Source organism: Paenibacillus enshidis (assembly GCF_042136365.1).
Taxonomy (GTDB): Bacteria; Bacillota; Bacilli; order Paenibacillales; family Paenibacillaceae; genus Paenibacillus; species Paenibacillus enshidis.
Genome location: NZ_JBHHMI010000003.1, coordinates 189,468 through 209,870 on the forward strand (window position 1 = coordinate 189,468; position 20,403 = coordinate 209,870).

At 52.9% G+C, this 20,403-nt stretch carries 16 protein-coding genes; all 16 read left to right on the forward strand.

Annotated features, from left to right (window positions below):
* Window positions 1-190 precede the first annotated feature (190 nt).
* A complete protein-coding gene (locus tag ACE41H_RS05275) occupies window positions 191-1,123 on the forward strand; it encodes an ABC transporter permease (protein ID WP_375353776.1) in 933 nt (310 codons plus the stop codon).
* A 3-nt stretch (window positions 1,124-1,126) separates the two neighbouring features.
* Window positions 1,127-2,068, forward strand: coding sequence for an ABC transporter permease (locus tag ACE41H_RS05280; protein ID WP_375353777.1), 942 nt, complete (start codon window positions 1,127-1,129; stop codon window positions 2,066-2,068).
* A 14-nt stretch (window positions 2,069-2,082) separates the two neighbouring features.
* Window positions 2,083-3,018, forward strand: coding sequence for an ABC transporter ATP-binding protein (locus tag ACE41H_RS05285; RefSeq protein WP_375353778.1), 936 nt, complete (start codon window positions 2,083-2,085; stop codon window positions 3,016-3,018).
* 165 nt (window positions 3,019-3,183) lie between these two features.
* Window positions 3,184-4,815 carry a bacillithiol biosynthesis cysteine-adding enzyme BshC gene (bshC, locus tag ACE41H_RS05290; protein WP_375353779.1) on the forward strand — a complete coding sequence of 544 codons (1,632 nt, stop codon included), beginning with the start codon at window positions 3,184-3,186 and terminating at the stop codon, window positions 4,813-4,815.
* A 25-nt stretch (window positions 4,816-4,840) separates the two neighbouring features.
* Window positions 4,841-6,106 carry an adenosylhomocysteinase gene (locus ACE41H_RS05295; RefSeq protein ID WP_375353780.1) on the forward strand — a complete coding sequence of 422 codons (1,266 nt, stop codon included), beginning with the start codon at window positions 4,841-4,843 and terminating at the stop codon, window positions 6,104-6,106.
* Window positions 6,107-6,310: 204 nt separating this feature from the next.
* Complete coding sequence (gene mraZ / locus ACE41H_RS05300; RefSeq protein WP_375354033.1) at window positions 6,311-6,748, forward strand: division/cell wall cluster transcriptional repressor MraZ; 438 nt, start codon at window positions 6,311-6,313, stop codon at window positions 6,746-6,748.
* A gap of 17 nt (window positions 6,749-6,765) precedes the next feature.
* Complete coding sequence (gene rsmH, locus ACE41H_RS05305) at window positions 6,766-7,716, forward strand: 16S rRNA (cytosine(1402)-N(4))-methyltransferase RsmH (RefSeq protein WP_375353782.1); 951 nt, start codon at window positions 6,766-6,768, stop codon at window positions 7,714-7,716.
* A gap of 243 nt (window positions 7,717-7,959) precedes the next feature.
* On the forward strand, window positions 7,960-8,367 hold the full coding sequence (locus ACE41H_RS05310) for a hypothetical protein (protein ID WP_375353784.1): 408 nt from the start codon (window positions 7,960-7,962) through the stop codon (window positions 8,365-8,367).
* Window positions 8,368-8,418: 51 nt separating this feature from the next.
* Window positions 8,419-10,719, forward strand: a complete 2,301-nt coding sequence (locus ACE41H_RS05315; protein WP_375353786.1) for a penicillin-binding protein — start codon at window positions 8,419-8,421, stop codon at window positions 10,717-10,719.
* Between the two features lie 86 nt (window positions 10,720-10,805).
* Complete coding sequence (locus ACE41H_RS05320; RefSeq protein WP_375353789.1) at window positions 10,806-12,755, forward strand: stage V sporulation protein D; 1,950 nt, start codon at window positions 10,806-10,808, stop codon at window positions 12,753-12,755.
* 69 nt (window positions 12,756-12,824) lie between these two features.
* The gene (locus ACE41H_RS05325) at window positions 12,825-14,312 is read left to right on the forward strand and encodes a UDP-N-acetylmuramoyl-L-alanyl-D-glutamate--2,6-diaminopimelate ligase (protein ID WP_375353791.1); all 1,488 of its coding nucleotides are present in this window, start codon (window positions 12,825-12,827) and stop codon (window positions 14,310-14,312) included.
* Window positions 14,312-15,715 carry a UDP-N-acetylmuramoyl-tripeptide--D-alanyl-D-alanine ligase gene (locus ACE41H_RS05330; RefSeq protein ID WP_375354035.1) on the forward strand — a complete coding sequence of 468 codons (1,404 nt, stop codon included), beginning with the start codon at window positions 14,312-14,314 and terminating at the stop codon, window positions 15,713-15,715. The genes ACE41H_RS05325 and ACE41H_RS05330 overlap by 1 nt, the downstream gene beginning before the upstream one ends.
* 19 nt (window positions 15,716-15,734) lie before the next feature.
* Window positions 15,735-16,700 carry a phospho-N-acetylmuramoyl-pentapeptide-transferase gene (mraY, locus tag ACE41H_RS05335; RefSeq protein WP_375353793.1) on the forward strand — a complete coding sequence of 322 codons (966 nt, stop codon included), beginning with the start codon at window positions 15,735-15,737 and terminating at the stop codon, window positions 16,698-16,700.
* A gap of 3 nt (window positions 16,701-16,703) precedes the next feature.
* Window positions 16,704-18,128: a UDP-N-acetylmuramoyl-L-alanine--D-glutamate ligase gene (gene murD, locus ACE41H_RS05340; RefSeq protein ID WP_375353795.1), complete on the forward strand. Its 1,425-nt coding sequence runs from the start codon at window positions 16,704-16,706 to the stop codon at window positions 18,126-18,128.
* Between the two features lie 45 nt (window positions 18,129-18,173).
* Window positions 18,174-19,274 (forward strand): stage V sporulation protein E, encoded by a 1,101-nt coding sequence (gene spoVE, locus ACE41H_RS05345; RefSeq protein WP_375353797.1) that lies wholly within the window; start codon window positions 18,174-18,176, stop codon window positions 19,272-19,274.
* A 5-nt stretch (window positions 19,275-19,279) separates the two neighbouring features.
* Window positions 19,280-20,389, forward strand: coding sequence for an undecaprenyldiphospho-muramoylpentapeptide beta-N-acetylglucosaminyltransferase (gene murG / locus ACE41H_RS05350; RefSeq protein ID WP_375353799.1), 1,110 nt, complete (start codon window positions 19,280-19,282; stop codon window positions 20,387-20,389).
* The last annotated feature ends 14 nt before the right edge of the window (window positions 20,390-20,403 follow it).

The window sequence follows — 20,403 nt, forward strand, 5'->3', positions numbered from 1 at the left end:
TTTTGTTTCTGAAGTTTTATAGTTCCCTCGGGATATATATGTGGACTATCCATATATATCCCGATTTTTTTGTGTGCCTCGGAAGGTTACAGTTTCTTCTAACGATGAAAATAACTAGAATGGACAAGCCGATTCTAATTCCGATAAAATCGATTTATGTCGAAAATGTTATGGGGGGTGTAGACGGGTAATGGCGCGTTATTTGATTAATAAGTTTGTATTTATGTTACTTTCATTATTTATTCTGATCTCGGCGACCTTTTTCCTCATGAAAGCAATCCCTGGCAACCCCTTCATGAGTGAGAAAGCGACATCGCCGGAGATTCAGGCCCGTTTGATGGAACAATATGGACTTGATAAACCTGTCTTTACACAGTATTTGATTTACTTGGGTGATATTGCGACAGGTGATTTTGGTATTTCCATGAAAAAGCTGAACCAAGACGTCACCGAAATTATCAGCCAGACGTTTATGGTTTCCCTGAAGCTTGGAATTGTCGCGATTATCGTTTCCATTATTTTGGGGATACTGCTGGGCATGCTGGCAGCGATGTACCACAGAAAGCTGATTGACAATGTCGCGATGGTGCTCGCCGTACTAGGTATAGCCGTACCGAGCTTTGTGCTCGCTTCGCTGATCCAATATTTCTTTGGACTGAAGCTGGGTTGGTTTCATGTTATGGGCTTTAACGGTCCGCTGGATTATGTTCTTCCTGTTGCGGCACTTTCCGCCCAGCCGATTGCTTTTATCGCAAGGCTAACACGCTCAAGCATGCTTGAAGTCCTTCATGCCGATTATATCAAAACAGCGAAGGCCAAAGGTTTGAATTCCTTTACGATCATGTTCAAACACGTGATCCGTAATGCCATCCTGCCTGTTGTTACTTATGTTGGACCAATGACCGCGAATATCGTTACAGGCTCCATCGTCATCGAACGTATTTTTGGCATCGGCGGTATCGGTAAAGTACTGGTTGAAAGTATTACTACACGTGACTACACCATGATTATGGGGGTTACGATCTTCTATGGCATATTATTGATGTTGGCTCGTTTTATTACGGATGTCGCTTACGTATTTATTGATCCCCGTATTAAACTGACCGGCGGAAAGGAGGGCTAATCGTTGTCTGTTAAAGAAAGCGAACTGAATCTTCAGCTCAAGCCTGAAGATTTCCACAAAGTTGGAGTAGACCAGAAGCAATCTGAAGTCATTCAGCGTGAAAGTTTATCCGCATGGCGTGATGCTTGGCTGCGGCTCCAGCAGAACAAGCTGGCTATGACAAGTCTGTTCGTACTGGCACTGATCGTTCTTATGTCGATCATCGGCCCTCATTTGCTGCCGTATGATTTTTATACCAATAACTTGATGAACACGAACAAAGCGCCTTCAGCAGAGCATTGGTTTGGAACGGATGACCTTGGCCGCGATATGTGGGTGCGCACCTGGATGGGAGCGCGTATCTCCCTCATTATCGGTCTGGCTGCGGCCCTCATCGACCTGCTGATCGGGATGATTTATGGCGGGATTATGGGTTATTTCGGCGGCCGTGTTGATGAAATTATGAACAAGTTCTCCGAAATACTCTATTCCATTCCTTATCTGCTGGTTACAATTCTGTTGCTGGTTGTTATGGAGCCGAGCATCATTACGATCATCGTAGCGCTGTGTGTTACAGGCTGGATCAACATGGCCTGGATTGTGCGCGGAGAAATGATGCAGCTGAAGAACCGTGAGTTCGTGCTTGCTTCCCGTTCCATGGGTGCAGGCTCAGGGCGTTTGATTTTCCGTCACCTGCTGCCAAACGCGGTTGGACCTATTATCGTTACGCTGACACTGTCCGTACCGAATGCCATCTTTGCCGAGGCGTTTCTGAGCTTCCTCGGTCTTGGTGTACCTGCTCCGGAAGCATCGTTGGGTTCCATGATTGAATCCGCATTGACGGGCTGGAATTTGTATCCTTGGCGGATGCTGTTCCCTGCAGGATTACTTGCCCTGATCATGCTGGCGTTCAACCTGTTCGGTGACGGCCTGCGCGATGCGCTTGATCCGAAGCTGAAGAAATAGGAGGTGATATCATCATGAGCAACTTAATAGAAGTTGAAGGACTAAAGAAATATTTTAATGTAGGCAAGAACCGTGTTCTCAAGGCGGTGGATAACCTTAACTTTGGCATCCGTGAAGGCGAAACGCTCGGCATGGTAGGCGAATCCGGTTGCGGTAAATCTACAGCAGGCCGTACCATTTTGCGCCTGTACGAGCCTACGGGCGGAAGTGTGAAGTTTAACGGAACAGATATTTATAAGCTGTCACCCGGCAAGATGAAAGCGATGCGCCGTGATATGCAGATGATTTTCCAGGATCCCTATGCTTCCCTGAATCCTCGCTTTACCGTATCGGATATTATTGGCGAGGCACTGGATATCCACGGAATGGCCGGCAGCCGTGCCGAACGCAAAAAGCGGATTGAAGAGCTGCTGGATCTGGTAGGTCTGAATCCGGATCATGCAACACGTTATCCGCATGAATTTTCGGGAGGACAGCGCCAGCGGATCGGCATTGCCCGTGCCCTGGCTGTAAACCCTAAATTCATCATCTGTGACGAGCCGATTTCAGCGCTCGACGTGTCCATTCAGGCTCAGGTGGTCAACCTGCTGAAAGAGCTGCAGGAACGTCTTGGACTGACCTATTTGTTCATTGCGCATGACCTTTCCATGGTTAAGCATATCAGTGACCGCGTTGCAGTCATGTATATGGGCAGAATGGTCGAGCTGGCAGAGAGTGAGGAGCTTTATTCCAACCCGATTCACCCTTATACACAAATGCTGTTGTCCGCTATACCTATTCCGGATCCGGAAATTGAAGCGAACAAGCAACGGATTGTGATGCCGAATGAGCAGACTGGACCGATCCATTCCAATAACGGAGACGGCAATAAGAAGAGTGCTTTTAATCTGGAAGAGTCGGAGCTTGTCGAGGTTTCGAAAGGCCATTTTGTGGCCAAGCCTTATGCCTGATTTGAAAAAAATAAATTTCATGATACCGCCGGCGGATGTGTTCGGCGGTATCTTTTTCGTTTTAGGCATGGACAAACGTTTTTCTTTTGTTGATTTCTTTGACGAATTGAGGGCAGATTGGGTACAATCATAGAAGGTTTTAAGCACAGGATAGGAGGCTTACTCATGAATATTATTCCTGAGACCCTTCGCGCCGGCTCGGCTTTGGCGGAAGATTATGTAGAGGGTACCGGCAGGGTGCTTGAACTGTATGGATACCATTTCCGGCAAGCTGAAGATTACAAGACCCGTGCGAAGCGTCTTGATGAAATGGAGGCCCAGCGGATTGACCGCCAGGCGGTTGTTCGATGTCTCCGTATATATAACGAGCAGCATAACGGGCATGCTCAAGTGATGGAATCCCTGAACCGGTTGTCCCAACCGGACGCGCTGGTGATCGCAGGGGGGCAGCAGAGCGGATTGTTTACCGGCCAGCTGCTGGTCATTTATAAAGCGGCGACGATTATCAAGGCTGCCCAGGAAGCGGAGCAGCGGCTGGGGCGGCCGGTAGTGCCAGTGTTCTGGATCGCCGGCGAGGATCATGACTGGGATGAGGTGAATCAAGCCTATATTATGACCAGCACACCGGATCCGGTGAAGGTCAGACTGCGCTACCAGCCGGATCGCCGCAACTCTGTCAGCTATATCCCCTTAAGTCCTGTGCACAAGGAAGAAGTGTTGCTGGAGCTCGAACGGCTGCTGCCTGATGCGGAATTTAAAGCAGAGATTCTGCAGCAACTCAGAACCGCATTTATGGACACGGAGCATTTAAGCGACGCATTTGCGAAAATGCTCGGCCACTTTTTCGGCAGATATGGCCTGGTTCTACTGGACTCCGCCGATCCGGCGCTGCGTGAGCTGGAATTGCCTGTATTCCGCCGGATTATTGAAAGCAATGATGAGCTTGAGGCGGCTTATCAGGCGGCGGCACAGCGAATCGAGGCAGCGGGATACCAGCTGCAGGCCGAGGTGGCTGAAGGAGGCGCGAATCTTTTTTACATAAACAAAGGCGAGCGTCTGCTGCTCTATAAGCAAAATGGAATATACGGGGATCGCAGGGGGCAGGTCCGGTTTACCAAGCAAGAGCTGCTGGAAGAGCTGGAACGGCATCCCGAGCGGTTCAGCAACAATGTGCTTACCCGGCCCTTGATGCAGGATTCTTTACTGCCCGTATTGGCTACCGTATTGGGGAATGGCGAAATTTCATATTGGGCTATTACACGGCAGGCATTTGAGGTGCTAGAGCTGGAGATGCCTGTGTTGCTGCCGCGAATGTCCTTTACGCTGGTAGAACCAAATGTACGTAAGTATATGGAGGCATTCGGGCTCACCTTTCAGAATATATTGGAAGGCCTGGAGCCGCTGAAAGACAAATGGCTAAGCGCTCAGGATTCATTCCATATGGAGGAGGAATTTGTGGCTTTCAGACAGGAGTTGTTCCGCCTGTATGCACCTGTAATTGAACGGGCGGGGCAGATTGAAAAAGGTCTTGTCCGGCTCGGTGAGAAGAACCGTGACAGGATCGCGGAGCAGGTTGACTTCATGGAAAAAAGGGTCAGGGATGCGCTGGTCCGCAAGCATGAAACTGCACTGCGCCAATGGGACCAGATCGGAACTTCCCTGCTGCCTCTGGGACGTCCACAGGAAAGAGTGTACAGCATCTATCAATATACTTCCCGTTATGGAGACCGCCTCGTGCATGACATGATGAGTCTTCCACTGGACCGGGAGCATCTGCATCGGACTATTTACCTATAATATATAATTCATGGGAGGCTACAGGATGAGCTCTGCTGCATTGCAAAGAAGTATCATCACAGACATCAAACTGGCTGAAGAAGGCCACTTGAAAATCGATTGGGTTGAAGCGCATATGCCGGTGCTGAACCGAATCCGTGAACAGTTTGAGGCTGAGCGTCCATTTGCTGGACTCAAGGTAACGATCTGTCTGCATCTGGAAGCCAAAACGGCTTACCTGGCCAAAGTTGTGCAGGCGGGGGGCGCGGAAGTGACGATCACGGGCAGCAACCCGCTGTCGACACAGGACGATGTCTGTGCGGCCCTTGTTGAGGACGGTATTACCGTCTTTGCCAAATACAATCCTGACCCGGAAGAATTCAAGGCGCTGCAAATTAAGGCGCTTGAAACGAAGCCGGACCTGATCATTGATGACGGCGGCGACCTGGTAACCCTGCTCCAGTCGGAACGTCCTGATCTGGCTGCCACGATCCGCGGGGGAGCGGAGGAGACGACAACAGGTATCATCCGGCTGAAAGCGCTCGAGAAGGAAGGCAAGCTGAAATTCCCGATGGTGGCGGTGAATGACGCTTACTGCAAATATTTGTTCGATAACCGTTACGGTACCGGGCAGTCGGCATTCGACGGCATTATTCGTACGACAAATCTGGTCATTGCCGGCAAGACAGTTGTTGTCGTAGGCTACGGCTGGTGCGGCAAAGGGGTGGCGATGCGCGCCAAAGGCCTGGGCGCGAATGTGATCGTAACCGAGGTAGATGCTATCAAGGCGGTGGAGGCGCACATGGACGGCTTCCATGTCATGCCGATGGTGGAAGCGGCCAGGCTGGGCGACTTTTTCATCACGGTAACCGGTAATAAAGCCGTCATTCACGGCGAACATTTTGATGTGATGAAGGACGGAGCCGTGCTTAGCAATGCGGGGCATTTTGACGTTGAGGTCAGCAAGCCGGCGTTGGCGGAGCGTTCTGCCTCGGTTCGTACCGTCCGCCGCAATATCGAAGAATATCAGTTCAAGGACGGGCGCAAAATGTACCTGATCGCCGAAGGACGTCTCGTCAATCTTGCGGCAGCAGACGGCCATCCTGCGGAAATTATGGACACCACCTTTGCGCTGCAGGCGTTGGGGCTTCGTTATGTGAATGAACGCTATAACGAGCTGGCCAAATCCGTAGTGAACGTTCCTTACGAAATTGACGAGCAGGTGGCGCGCTTCAAACTGGAAAGCCTGGGCATCGCCATTGATGCCTTGACGGAAGAGCAGGTTAAATATTTGGATAGCTGGAATGCTTGATAGTTCCTTGTTCCTATAAACTTGAACCAGCGTAGGGCTCCCGGCCGAATGGCTTTGGGAGCTCTCTTTTTTTGTATATCTAAAATTTTAAATATCAAACGATATTCAAAAAGAGGGTTTTGATTTTTTAAAGCGAATCTATTATGCTTAGGTGGTGGAAAGTGGGGCAAAGTGGGAGATTGGGGCAAGGAGTTGAGGGCGGACATGTTCATGGGCGAGTTTCAACATAGCATGGACGATAAGGGAAGGGTTACGATTCCTTCCAAGTTCCGCGACGCTCTTGGTGCCTCATTCGTTGTTACCCGCGGCCTCGACCAGTGTCTCTTTGTTTACCCCATGGAAGAGTGGGCTGTGATGGAGCAGAAGCTTAAGGCATTGCCCATGATGAAAGCGGACGCCCGCGCTTTTTCAAGATTTTTTTTCTCCGGGGCGACCGAATGTGAATTGGATAAGCAGGGCAGGGTGAATTTGCCGGCTAATCTGCGCGACTATGCCAAACTGGATAAAGACTGTGTAGTGCTGGGCGTATCCAGCAGAGTGGAGATTTGGAGCAAGGATACTTGGGAACAATACTTTAACCAATCAGAAGAAGCATTTAACGACATTGCCGAAAAGCTGGTTGATTTCAATTTTGAATTGTAAGGTCTGGAGGGCTGAGCTTGTTTCACCATATCACCGTACTCAAAGAAGAAGCTACAGGTGCACTGAACATCAGGCAGGACGGGGTGTATGTGGACTGCACGCTTGGCGGCGCCGGCCACAGCTCTGTCATCGCATCACAGCTGGGGCCGCAGGGAAGGCTGATCGCCTTCGATCAGGATGATTGGGCGCTGGACAATGCGAAAGACAGGCTGTCCGAATATGACGGCAAAGTTACATTGGTGAAATCCAATTTTCGTGACTTGGAGGACAGATTGCCGGAGCTGGGGGTTCCTATGAGCAATGGGGTGCCACAGGTTGACGGCATTCTGTTCGATCTTGGGGTATCGTCCCCCCAATTCGATGAAGGAGACAGGGGCTTCAGCTACAACTACGACGCACCTCTCGATATGCGCATGGATCAGGACGGACCTTTGACAGCAAGGGATATCGTCAATGAGTGGCCAGAAGCTGAGATTGCGCGCATCCTCTATCAATACGGCGAAGAAAAATTTTCCCGCAGAATCGCCAAAATCATGGTCGAACGGCGGCAAGCCAAACCTATTGAAACAACAGGCGAGCTGGTTGAGATCATCAAGGAAGGAATCCCGGCAGCGGCGCGCAGGACGGGCGGCCATCCCGCCAAACGAAGCTTTCAGGCCTTGCGTATCGCGGTCAACGATGAGCTCGGAGCCCTGGAAGACGCGCTGCATCAGGCAGTCCGCTGTCTCGCCCCGGGAGGCCGGATATCGGTGATTACCTTTCATTCGCTGGAGGACCGGATATGCAAGCAAATTTTTGCGTCCTACCTGGAGAAATGCACCTGTCCGCCGGACTTTCCGATGTGTGTGTGCGGAGGCAAGGGCGTGCTTAAACTGGTTAAACGCAAGCCGATAATGGCAAGCGAAGAGGAGCTGGCTCTTAATCCACGCTCCCGTTCAGCCAAGCTGCGAGCAGCGGAGAAACTATAAGTGCGTGTTCAAAAAGTCAGTTTTTCAGCACCGAAGCGTATGCTTCCGAAGTGCGTTTTTTCAAAACGCTTGAGTTGGATGAAGATAGGGACTGAGGAGCGGAGCGTACTTAAGGTACGTGAGCACCGGAGGGCCCGGCTGAATTCAAGATTCGATGTCGAGTCCGCTCCCTGATTTACTTCGTGATCAAAAGATGACTTTTTGAACAACCTCTAAAATTTTGTAATGGGAAGGAGAGAGGATATGGCTTACACACGCGGCAGCCTTGCAGTTAAAGAAAAAGTCCAGCAACAGGTCCCGCAGCGGCGTTACCGTGAAACCACCAAAGTTGTAACCCGCCGCAAGGAACTGCCCATCCGGGAAAAGCTCCTCTATTTGGCGACCGTTCTCGTCCTTGTTGCCGTTATGGTGATGCTGGCGGGGCGTTACGCTCAAATCTATCAATTGGGCGCCTCCATTCACAGCAAGGAAATCGCAATTTCTGAACTGAAGACATCCAACGCGGAACTGAAGGTGCAGAAGGAGCGGCTGGAAAATCAGATCGTGACTGCTGCCAAAGAACAGGGTTACATAGAACCGACCAAGGAGCCCATTCGTGTCTACACGGGAACGAGCTCCGGCAATGCGGCTGCTGACGGATCGGGAAACTGATTGTCACAGGTATTAAAGTACCGGGCCTTGCGGTTGGGGGAGGTTTGAAACATGGTAAAAAAAATTAAATTGCGCACTCTGCTCATAGGGGGATGTATAACCCTCTTTTTTCTTGTGTTGGTGTTGCGGATTTTCCTGATTCAGGTCGTCAACGGTGCCTACTGGCAAAAGGATGTTGATGGCTTGATTCGCAAGAATCAGGTGCTTCCTGCGGCACGGGGCATGATCATCGACCGCAATGGCAATGTGCTTGCCGAGGATGCTCCAGCCTATACGGTTGTCGTAAATCCGAAGATGATTCAGGAGTACAAGCTGGAGGATGTGATGGTCGCAAGGCTGCACGAATTGCTCGGTATGTCAGAGGACAAGCTTCGCGAGAATATTAGAAGCAAAAATAAAAATGTATACCGGGAATACAGGGAGCTACGTCCTGAAGGCTATAAGATTGAGCCTGAGCTCGCCAAAAAAATCGATGCCTTCGATGACGAGCTGAAGGCAAAATACAAGACGACCGATGCGGTATTTACGATAAAGGAAACCAAGCGTTTTTATCCGGAAAATACAATGGCGGCCCATGTGCTCGGATATGTAAACAAGGATGGACAAGCCGTGCAGGGGCTTGAAGCTTATTACGACAAACAGCTGAAGGGTGAGGATGGCCAGCTGCTGTATCAGCGGGATCGTAAAGGCGTCAGCCTGCCTGGTGGTGAACAAACCTATAAGCCCCCTGAGAATGGTAAAAATATCAAGCTGACAATCGATGATACGATTCAGTATTATATCGAAGAAGCCATGAAGAAGGCGGTTAAGCAGTACAATCCGGTCAGCATGACCGTTATTGCCGCCGATCCGAAGACGATGGACATTCTCGGTATGGCGAGCATGCCGAATTTCAATCCGAATACGTACAATAAAGCCGATGCGAACAGCTTTGTCAACCATGCTGTCCAATCGATTTATGAGCCCGGCTCGACGTTTAAGATCGTAACCTTGGCGGGCGCAGTTGAAGAGAAGCTGTTCAACCCGAATGCTTATTTTGAATCTAAGAGGACCTATATCGGTGGATTTCCCATTAGCGATAACGGACACTCTTACGGTTCCATTACTTATCTGACCGGAGTGAAGCGTTCAAGTAACATAGCTTTCGTTAACCTGGGCTATCGTATGCTTGGCGGCGAGAAGCTGCGCTATTATATCGACAAGTTCGGCTTTGGCACGAAGACAGGGATCGATCTGCCGGCAGAGGTGCCTTCACCGATCCGTGAGCTCAAATATGCTTCGGAAATTGCGACAGCCGCTTATGGCCACGGTCTGGTTCAAGTTACACCTATGCAGCAGATTACCGCCATCTCGGCCATTGCCAACGGAGGCAAGCTGATGGAGCCGCATCTGGTGAAGGAGATCATTGATCCGGACACAGGGGAGACGCAGACCATTAAGCCCAAAGAGGTCCGTCAGGTCATTTCCGCCGAATCGGCCAAGGAGGTCGGAGGCTACCTGGAACAGGTTGTTGCCGACCAGGAGATCGGAACAGGTCGCTATGCATACATTGACGGCTACCGGGTCGCGGGCAAGACAGGTACGGCAAGGAAGGTTGTTAACGGAGAATATTCGAAGAACAAAGACATTGTAGCCTTTATTGGGTTTGCCCCGGTGAATGATCCTAAAATTGCCATGCTGGTCGTCATCGATGAACCGAGAGTAGCCAATGCCGGCGGCGGTTCTGTAGCCGGACCGGTGTTCAAGGAGATCATGTCCCAATCCCTGCAATACTTGGGGGTACCGAAGACGGGGGAGGCTGCGGACAACGGCAAAAAAACCGCGCCGGTGTCCAAAACAATCAGTGCCCCGGATTTGATAGGCAAAAGCAAGAAAGACGCGCAAAATGCATTGCTTGAGCGCGGCACAGCTTATGTCACCATTGGAAAAGGTCCCAAGATCGTGAGCACGTATCCGGCAGCCAACTCACCGATGATGCCAGGACAGCGCATGTATCTGATCACCGAGGATTCTGCCACAATGAATATTCCTGATTTAAAGGGATTATCGCTGCGTGACAGTCTGGAACTGCTGAACCTGCTGAAGGTTGGCGTCCAGATTGAGGGCGAAGGCTACGTTTACAGTCAGAAGGTACAGCAGGAAGGCGACAAGCGGGTCGTATATTTGAAGCTGCAGCCTGCGAAAGAGACCGTTAAGGGTGTTGTGCCTGACTCCGATGAGGAGGAGTCTGCCGAAACGGAGGATAAGAAAGACGGCACGGAACAGGGGGCAGGATCTACGGAGGAAGAGCAATCCCAGAACGGAGAAACCGCCGGTGATTCGGCCTCTTCTGAAGAAGAACCTGCCAACTGAGAGCTTGTTCTATCCCCTTCCGTATCTGAATAGTCATGAAAGAAAGACATGCATGACTCACAACAGATACGCAGGGAGGGAGCAGGTTGAAGCTTACCAATGTAACGCTGCGCAAACGGCTGTTATGGGCGCTTACAGGGCTGTTCGTGCTTTTCGCCGCGCTTGTGGTAAGGTTGGCTTATGTACAGCTTGGGCAGGGAGCGGAGCTTTCCGCCCGTGCGGAGGACTCCTGGCGGCGCAACATTACGTTTGCGGCCAAAAGGGGAGAAATTGTTGACAGGCAGGGGGTGGCCCTGACTTATAACGTGACGACACCGACCGTGATAGCCATCCCTGTCCAGATCAAGGAGCCTGAGCAGACGGCGCAAAAGCTGGCCTCCGTATTGGGAATGAGCGAAGCAGAGATATATAAGCTGATCACCAAAAGAACATCAAGCCAAATAATCAAGCCCGGCGGCCGAAAAATTACGATGGAGAAAGCGCAGCAAATTCGTGATTTGGAGCTTCCGGGTATCGTTGTTACTGAAGATAACCGGCGCTACTATCCTTTTGGTGATCTGGCCGCCCATATTCTTGGCTTTACCGGGATAGACAATCAGGGCCTTACAGGTGTAGAAAAGAGACATGATGAGCTTTTGAAAGGAATGGACGGCAGCATCGCTTACCTCTCCGATGCCGGCGGAAGGCTTATGCCGGGTTCTGCGGAAAAGTATATGGAGCCGAAGGACGGGCTGAATCTGCAGCTCACGATCGATAAATCGGTACAGTCCATTATGGAAAGAGAGCTGGATCAGGCGATGGCGAAGTTTCAGGCCAATTCCGCCCTGGCCATCGCCATGAATCCCAAAACCGGCGAAATTCTGGCCATGGCCAGCAGGCCCTCATTTGAGCCGGCGCTGTATCAGCAGTATGCACCCGAAATCTATAACCGCAATCTGCCGATCTGGATGACCTATGAGCCAGGGTCCACGTTCAAAATCATTACACTGGCGGCGGCCCTGGAAGAGAAGAAGGTGGATCTGAAAAATGAACGCTTTTTTGATCCCGGACATGTCGAGGTCGGGGGAGCGAGACTGCGGTGCTGGAAAAAAGGCGGCCATGGCAGCCAGACATTTCTTGAGGTCGTGGAGAACTCCTGCAACCCGGGGTTCGTCCTGCTTGGTCAGCGCCTGGGCAAGGATAAGCTGTTCGACTATATCCGCAATTTCGGTTTTGGCAGCAAAACAGGCATTGATTTAAGCGGGGAGGAAAATGGCATTCTGTTCAAGCCCTCCCAGGTCGGTCCGGTCGAATTGGCGACCACCGCGTTCGGACAGGGGGTATCGGTTACGCCCATTCAGCAGGTGACCGCCGTCTCGGCTGCGATCAACGGCGGATATTTATATAAGCCTTACGTCGCGAAGGCGTGGATTCAGCCGGAAACCGGGAAGGTGCTGGAGAAGAAAGAGCCGCAGCTTGTGCGCAGGGTCATTTCCGAGGAAACGTCGCGGCAGGTCCGCGAAGCGCTGGAGAGCGTGGTTGCCAAGGGCACAGGGCGTCCCGCTTTTATCGAGGGATACCGTGTCGGCGGCAAGACAGGAACGGCGCAAAAGGTGATCAACGGCCGCTACTCCTCAACAGAGCACATCGTATCATTTATAGGCTTCGCGCCTGCAGATGATCCGCAGATTGTCGTTTATACGGCCGTTGACAATCCACAGGGAATTCAGTTCGGTGGCGTGGTTGCCGCGCCCATTGTGCAGAACATTCTGGAGGATGCGCTGATCGCTATGAAGGTACCGCCGCGCGACAATCAGGTGCCCAAGAAGTACAAATACGGGGAGGCTCCGATAGAAACCGTGCCTGATTTGGTGGGCGCTTCCGTGCAGGATTTATATGAAGATCTGAATATGAACTTTACGCTGGTCAGATCCGGTTCAGGCAACACAGTCATCAGTCAGGCTCCCAAGCCTGGAGCGCGGCTGGAGCGCGGTTCGGCCATAAGAATTTATATGGGCGATGCCCCGAAGGAGGAAAAGCCCGAAAAGGGCCGCTGAATCCGGTTTCGGAACAGGGCTGAAAGTTCATAATGTTAACAGCAGACATGTCTGAAAAGGAGAATTTTTATGCAGCTTCAACAACTTGCAGCACTGCTTATTACTTCCCGAATCATCGGAGACGACAGCGTGCAATGCACGGGCATTCAGGCCGATTCCCGGAAAGTCCAGGCTGGGGATCTGTTCTTGTGCCTGCCCGGCTTTACTGTGGATGGACATGATTATGCGGCACAGGCGGTGAACGCGGGTGCCGCAGCGCTTGTTGTGGAACGGGAGCTTGAAGTGAACGTTCCCCAACTGCTCGTCAAGGATGCCCGCTTTGCGATGGCCGTGCTGTCGAATGCCCTTTTCGGAGCGCCAAGCCAAAGGCTGAATATGATTGGTGTAACAGGCACGAATGGAAAAACGACAACCACCCATCTGATCGAGCATATTCTGAATGAGTCAGGAGTCAAGACTGGATTGATCGGAACCATTCAGATGCGCTATGACGGAACTACCTTCCCCACATCCGGAACGACACCGGAGGCGGTTGAGCTGCAAAGAACGCTCGGCGATATGACCGGCCGCGGCGTGTCATGCTGCGTGATGGAGGTTTCGTCACACGCCTTGCAGCAGGGCAGGGTAAAAGGAACCGACTTTCGTACCGCTGTCTTCACGAACCTGACGCAGGACCATCTTGATTATCATGATACGATGGATGAATACCGGGCGGCTAAAGGCCTGCTCTTTGCCAGACTGGGCAACAGCTTCGGGACTGGCAGGGAGGATCATAAATATGCGGTGCTGAATGCGGACGACCCGGCATCCGCCTATTTCAGGTCACTGACTGCGGCGGAAGTCGTTACATACGGGATAGGGGAGGAGGCGGATGTACGCGCAACGGATATCTCCATAAGTGCTGGAGGAACTTCCTTCCATGTGCATACCTTCCGTGGATCGGCAGACATCAAGCTGCGCATGGTGGGAAAATTCAACGTTTACAACGCCCTGGCGGCCATCGCGGCTGCCTTGCTTGAGGGTGTGCCGCTGGAAGCGGTCAAGCGCAGTCTCGAATCTGTTACAGGAGTCAGCGGCCGCGTCGAGCCTGTAGATGCCGGTCAGCCGTTTGCTGTCATTGTCGATTATGCCCATACGCCTGACGGGCTTGAAAACGTGCTGCGTACGGCGAAAGAATTTGCGCAGGGCAGGGTGATTTGCGTGTTCGGCTGCGGCGGCGACAGGGACAAAACGAAGCGTCCCCTGATGGGTAAAATCGCCGCCAAATACAGCGACCGGATTCTGGTAACTTCAGACAATCCCCGGACTGAGGACCCTGAGCAAATTCTGCTGGATATCGAAAAAGGGCTGATTGAGGATGCGGTGGAACGGGAGCGGTACGAGCTGATTACCGACCGGCGTATCGCTATTGGTAAAGCTATTGAAATGGCAAGCCCTGACGATGTAGTATTGATTGCGGGCAAAGGTCATGAGACTTACCAGTTGATCGGAGAAACGGTGCTTGAATTTGATGACCGCATCGTTGCCAAAGAAGCGATAAGGGGCATAAACAAGTGATTAATAGAACGTTGGCGCAAATCGCCTCCATGAGCGGCGGAACGCTGGCCGGCTCTGACGGGGCTGCTACAAAAATAACCGGGGTCTTTACGGATTCAAGAAACCCGCTCAAGGGAGGGCTGTTCGTTCCTATTGCCGGAGAGCGCTTTGATGGCCACGCTTTTGTGGAGAGCTGCCTTGCTGAAGGAGCGGGTGCATTTTTCTGGCAGCAGGATCATGGAGCTCCTCCCGCCGGATCCGCCATTTTGGTGGAGGATACCCTGGAGGCGCTGCAGCAGCTGGCGGCAGCTTATCTGAAGGAATCCCGGGCTTCCGTTGTCGGCATTACAGGCAGCAACGGCAAAACAACGACAAAGGATATCGTGAATGCACTCTTGTCCACAACCTTCAAGGTGCATAAAACGCAGGGGAATTATAATAATCATATCGGGCTTCCGCTGACGGTGCTGTCCATGCCGGAGGATACACAGATCGTGATTCTGGAGATGGGCATGAGCGGAAGAGAAGAAATCCGCCGGCTGTCACGGATTGCACAGCCGGATGTGGCGGTGATCACCAACATCGGCGAGGCTCATTTGCTGCAGCTTGGCTCCAGGGAGGAGATCGCCCGTGCGAAGCTGGAAATCATCAGCGGTCTCAAGCCGGGCGGGCTGCTGATCTGCAACGGGGACGAACCGCTGCTGCCTGCTATACTGGCCGAACCGGAGACGGAGCGGCCGGAAACGATGAAGATCGTGACCTTCGGACTGCTGCAGGATAACGACGATTACCCGACAGGCATGACGACACATGACCAGGGCATCATTTTCACTTCGAGAATGGGCGGCCAGGAGGCGTTCAATCTGCCGCTGCTGGGCCGCCACAACGTAGTGAATTGCCTGGCGGCAATGGCAGTGGCACAGCATTTCGGCGTTGGCATCGAACAGATGCGTCAGGGGCTGGCCGGGCTGAAGCTTACCGGCATGCGCATCGAGGTAATCTCCTGCGGCAATGGGCTGACGCTGCTTAATGATACTTATAATGCCAGCCCTCTTTCCATGAAGGCGGCGATTGATACGCTTGCAGGTTATAGCAGGGAAAATCGTAAAGTCGCCGTACTGGGAGACATGCTGGAGCTGGGACCGCAGGAGGAGCAACTCCACCGGGAGATCGGCTTGTATGCCGCATCCGCCGGAGTGGAGATGCTGTTCACCTACGGACCGCTTGGCTCACATATTGCTGAGGGGGCACGGGAGAACATGGCGCATGACAGCGTACATGCTTATTCCGGCAAAGACGATCTGGCTGCAGCGCTGCGTGCAATGCTTCGTGCAGGGGATGTTGTGCTCTTCAAGGCTTCACGCGGCATGAAACTGGAAACTGTTGTGGATGCGCTGCGTGACCATCCGCTGCAGAACGGATAAGGAGGAAAGGGGGATTACCATGGATATTCAACTGCTGCTGCTTACGATCGGGGTATCATTCATACTGGCGGTGATCGCTGCTCCCTTGCTGATTCCGTTGCTGCGCCGGATGAAATTCGGCCAGCAGGTCAGAGACGACGGACCCCAGAGCCATCTGAAGAAAACGGGCACGCCCACCATGGGCGGTATCATCATTCTGCTGGCTTTTACACTGACGTTTTTAAAGTTCTCAGCCATTAAAAATACGGATTTCTATGTTCTGCTTGTGGCTACGCTTGGCTTCGGCCTGATCGGCTTCCTGGACGATTACATCAAAATCGTGTTCAAGCGCTCCCTTGGCCTGACACCGCGCCAGAAGCTGTTCGGACAGCTTTTCTTTGCAGGCATGATGTGCTGGCTGCTTATACAGAATGACCATAGCACAGCCATCGGTATTCCGGGGACCTCCTGGTCCTTCGATTGGACCGGTTGGTTTTATTATCCATTTATTGTTATTATGATGCTGGCTATCAGCAATGCGGTGAATTTCACGGACGGACTGGACGGGCTTTTGTCGGGCACGAGCGCCATTGCCTTTGGCGCCTACGCCATCATCGCCATCCAGGCGTCCCTGCCGGCGGCAGTGTGCGCCGCGGCCATGATCGGCGCGGTACTCGGCTTTCTCGTGTATAACGCCCATCCCGCCAAAGTGTTCATGGGCGACACCGGCTCGCTTGGCATCGGCGGGGCGATCGGAGCGATCGCCATTGTAACGAAGAGCGAGCTGCTGTTTCTCATCATCGGCGGCGTGTTTGTTATCGAAATGCTTTCGGTCGTCATTCAGGTCACGTCCTTCAAGACACGCGGCAAGCGTGTGTTTAAGATGAGCCCGATTCATCATCATTTTGAACTGTCAGGCTGGTCGGAATGGCGGGTAGTCATCACATTTTGGGCAGCAGGGCTGCTTCTCGCAGGACTTGGACTTTATCTGAGCAAGGGGTTGTAGAACATGAAGCATCCAGAAACTTACAAGGGTCATGAAGTCGTCGTTCTCGGGCTGGCCAAAAGCGGGGTCCAGGTGGCGAAGGTGCTGCACAGAGCGGGCGCTGTCGTAACGGCAAATGATCAAAAAGAGAGGGAACAATGTCCCGAAGCTTCCGAACTGGAGGCTTTGGGAATTTCCGTTTTATGCGGGGGCCATCCGGACGACCTGATCCATCCCGGCGTTAAGCTGCTGGTCAAAAACCCCGGGATTCCGTACAAGGCCCCGCCGGTGCAAAGAGCGCTGGAGCTTGGTATCGAGGTCGTAACGGAGGTGGAAGTCGCCTATCATATTTGTGAAGCGCCAATCATCGGAATTACCGGCTCCAACGGGAAAACGACAACGACGACCTGGGTCGGCAGGATGCTGGAGGCTGCGGGTATGAAGCCGATTGTGGCCGGCAATATCGGAACACCGCTCTGCGAGGCGGCTGCAGAGGCAGAGCGGGACAACTGGATGGTCGTGGAGCTGAGCAGCTTTCAGCTGAAGGGTACCCGGGATTTCCGTCCGGCAGTAGCCTGTCTGCTCAATATTGCGGAGACCCATCTGGATTATCATGGCGGCATGGAAGACTACATATCCTCCAAAGCAAAGCTGTTTGCAAACCAGCAGCCGGAGGATACCGTTGTCTTGAATTGGGACGATCCGGTATGCCGTGAGCTCGTTCCTTATATGAAGGGAAAGGTGCTGCCATTTTCCCTGACCGAACGTCTGCGGGAGGGCGTATATGTTGAGCCTCCTTATGTGCCGGACGTGGAGGATGACTCCCGGCGCGATATCGTGTTTCGTGATGGCAGCGGTGGGATCCATCCGATCCTGTCTGTTGCGGAGCTTGGCATTCCGGGTCGGTTTAATGTGGACAATGCGCTTGCTGCGTGCGCCATTGCGCTTGCGGCCGGAGCCCCGGTTTGGGCTCTTTCCGGACCGCTCTCCCAATTCAGGGGAGTGGAGCACCGCCTGGAATTTGTTGCCGAGCATGAAGGCGTAGCTTACTATAACAATTCCAAAGCGACCAATGCCAAGGCGACCCAGATGTCCCTATCCTCCTTTAAGCAGCCTGTCGTGCTGATTGCCGGCGGTTTGGACAGGGGCTCGGACTATCTGGAACTGGTTCCCTCGCTGCAGGGCCGCGTCAAAGCGGTTGTCTTGCTTGGACAAACCAGAGAGAAGCTGGCAGAAGCGGCCCGGCTGGCTGGCATAGAACAGATCAAGCTCGTCGATAATGGTGAGGATGCCGCCGCCACGCTGATCACAGCAGTCAACAAGTCCGCAGCGCTTGCCGAGTCCGGGGATGTTGTGCTTCTGTCCCCGGCCTGCGCGAGCTGGGACATGTTCAAATCCTATGAAGAGCGTGGACGCATTTTTAAAGAGGCGGTGCATAAATTGAAGTAGAGGGGTGGATAAGCCCCTACTTCGGTGCAAGGGGTGGCCTCCTCCATGAAACAGTCTCGTCCTCCGTCTCCGGATCTATGGCTTTTCGCCTGTATTATAGGCTTGCTCGCCATCGGTATCGTGATGGTGTACAGCGCCGGGGCCGTGCTCGCTTTCCGCGAATACGGGGATTCTTATTATTTTGTAAAAAGACAGCTGCTGTTTGCCGGTCTGGGGCTTGCGGCCATGTGGTTCACAGCATCGATAGACTATCGGGTTTGGCGAAAGTACGCTAAACCGCTGCTGCTGATCTGCTTTGTGCTGCTGGTTGCGGTGCTGATTCCGGGTATTGGCGTTGTCCGGGGTGGTGCCCGCAGCTGGCTGGGCATCGGCTCCTTCGGCATACAGCCCTCTGAATTTATGAAGCTGGGCATGATCCTCTTTCTTGCCAGCTGGCTCAGCCGTGCGGGCTATCCGATCAAATCGTTTGTGCACGGGCTATTGCCCCCGCTGGCGTTGACCGGATTAGCTTTCGGAATTATTATGCTGCAGCCGGATCTCGGGACTGGCACTGTAATGATGGGCGCGTCCATGATCATTATTTTTACCGCCGGAGCCAGCCTGAAGCATCTTGGATTTTTGGGGCTTGGCGGAGCAGCGGGCTTTGCGGCGCTGGTGGCAGCGGCTCCGTACCGGCTGAAACGCATTACCGCTTTTCTGGATCCCTGGTCGGATCCGTTAGGAGCGGGGTACCAGATTATACAGTCTTTATATGCCATTGGTCCCGGTGGATTGGCCGGCCTCGGGCTCGGCATGAGCCGGCAGAAATACAGCTATGTGCCCGAACCGCAAACCGACTTTATTTTTTCCATTTTGGCCGAAGAGCTTGGATTTATCGGCGGTCTTACCGTAATCCTGCTGTTTTTCATTCTCGTCTGGCGGGGGATGCGCACGGCGCTCACGGTCCCGGACACCTTTGGAAGTCTGCTGGCCGTCGGGATCGTAGGCATGGTAGCCGTTCAGGTTGTGATTAACATCGGTGTGGTGATCGGTCTGATGCCTGTGACGGGCATCACGCTGCCTTTGATCAGCTACGGGGGCTCTTCACTCACGCTGATGCTGACAGCCCTCGGCATTTTATTGAATATATCACGTTTTGCGAGGTGAACCCTATGCGCGTCGTATTAAGCGGGGGCGGGACAGGAGGACATATCTATCCGGCTGTGGCCGTCGCCCGGCAGTGTGAGGCGGAGGACCCGGACGCCGCATTTTTATATATCGGAGGCAAGAGGGGACTGGAGAGCAAGCTTGTCCCGCAGGAGAATCTTCCCTTCGAATCCATTGACATTACCGGCTTTCGGCGGAGTCTCTCTCTGGAAAACGTAAAGACGGTGATTCGTTTTCTGCAGGGAGTGCGCACTTCCAAAACGCTGCTTAAGCAATTTAAGCCCGATGTAGTGGTCGGAACGGGTGGATATGTATGCGGCCCTGTGGTTTATGCCGCTTCCAGGCTCGGAATCCCGACCATTATTCATGAACAAAACGCCATTCCCGGATTGACGAACTCCTTTCTGAGCCGCTACGCCGATACGGTTGCAGTCAGCTTTGAGGGCTCTGAGGCCGCCTTTCCCAAGGCGCGCAATATTCTTTACACAGGCAATCCGCGGGCGACTACGGTACGGAAGGCTGACCGCAGCCGGGGGTTTGCGAGCCTGGGACTTCCGGAGGATAGTACCATTGTCCTGGTGGTAGGAGGAAGCAGAGGGGCCAAAGCGATCAATCAGGCGATGATTGAAATGGCACCGCAACTTTCATCCCTGCCGGGCGTCCATTTTGTATATGTTACCGGGGAAGGTTACTTCGACAGCACGGTCGATGAGATACGAGCACAAGCTGGCTCGCTGCCGGATTGCCTTCATGTGCTTCCTTACGTGCACAATATGCCTGAAGTGCTTGCATGCACTTCCTTGATCGTGAACAGAGCAGGGGCGTCTTTCCTGGCGGAGATCACCTCTCTAGGTATCCCCTCCGTATTGATTCCTTCTCCGAATGTGACCAATAACCATCAGGAGGCCAATGCCAGAACGCTGGAGCAAGCGGGGGCGGCTGTCATGATTCTGGAGAAGAGCCTGAGCGGACAGACCCTCTTTAAGTCTATTGCGCATATTATGAAAGATGCTGGGGTAAGAGAAAGTATGTCGGCTGCTTCCTTGCGGCTCGGCAAGCCAGATTCGGCTGAGGTGTTCCTGCAGGAAATCAGAAGATTGGCGGGCAGCAGATAAAGAGGCAGCCTATG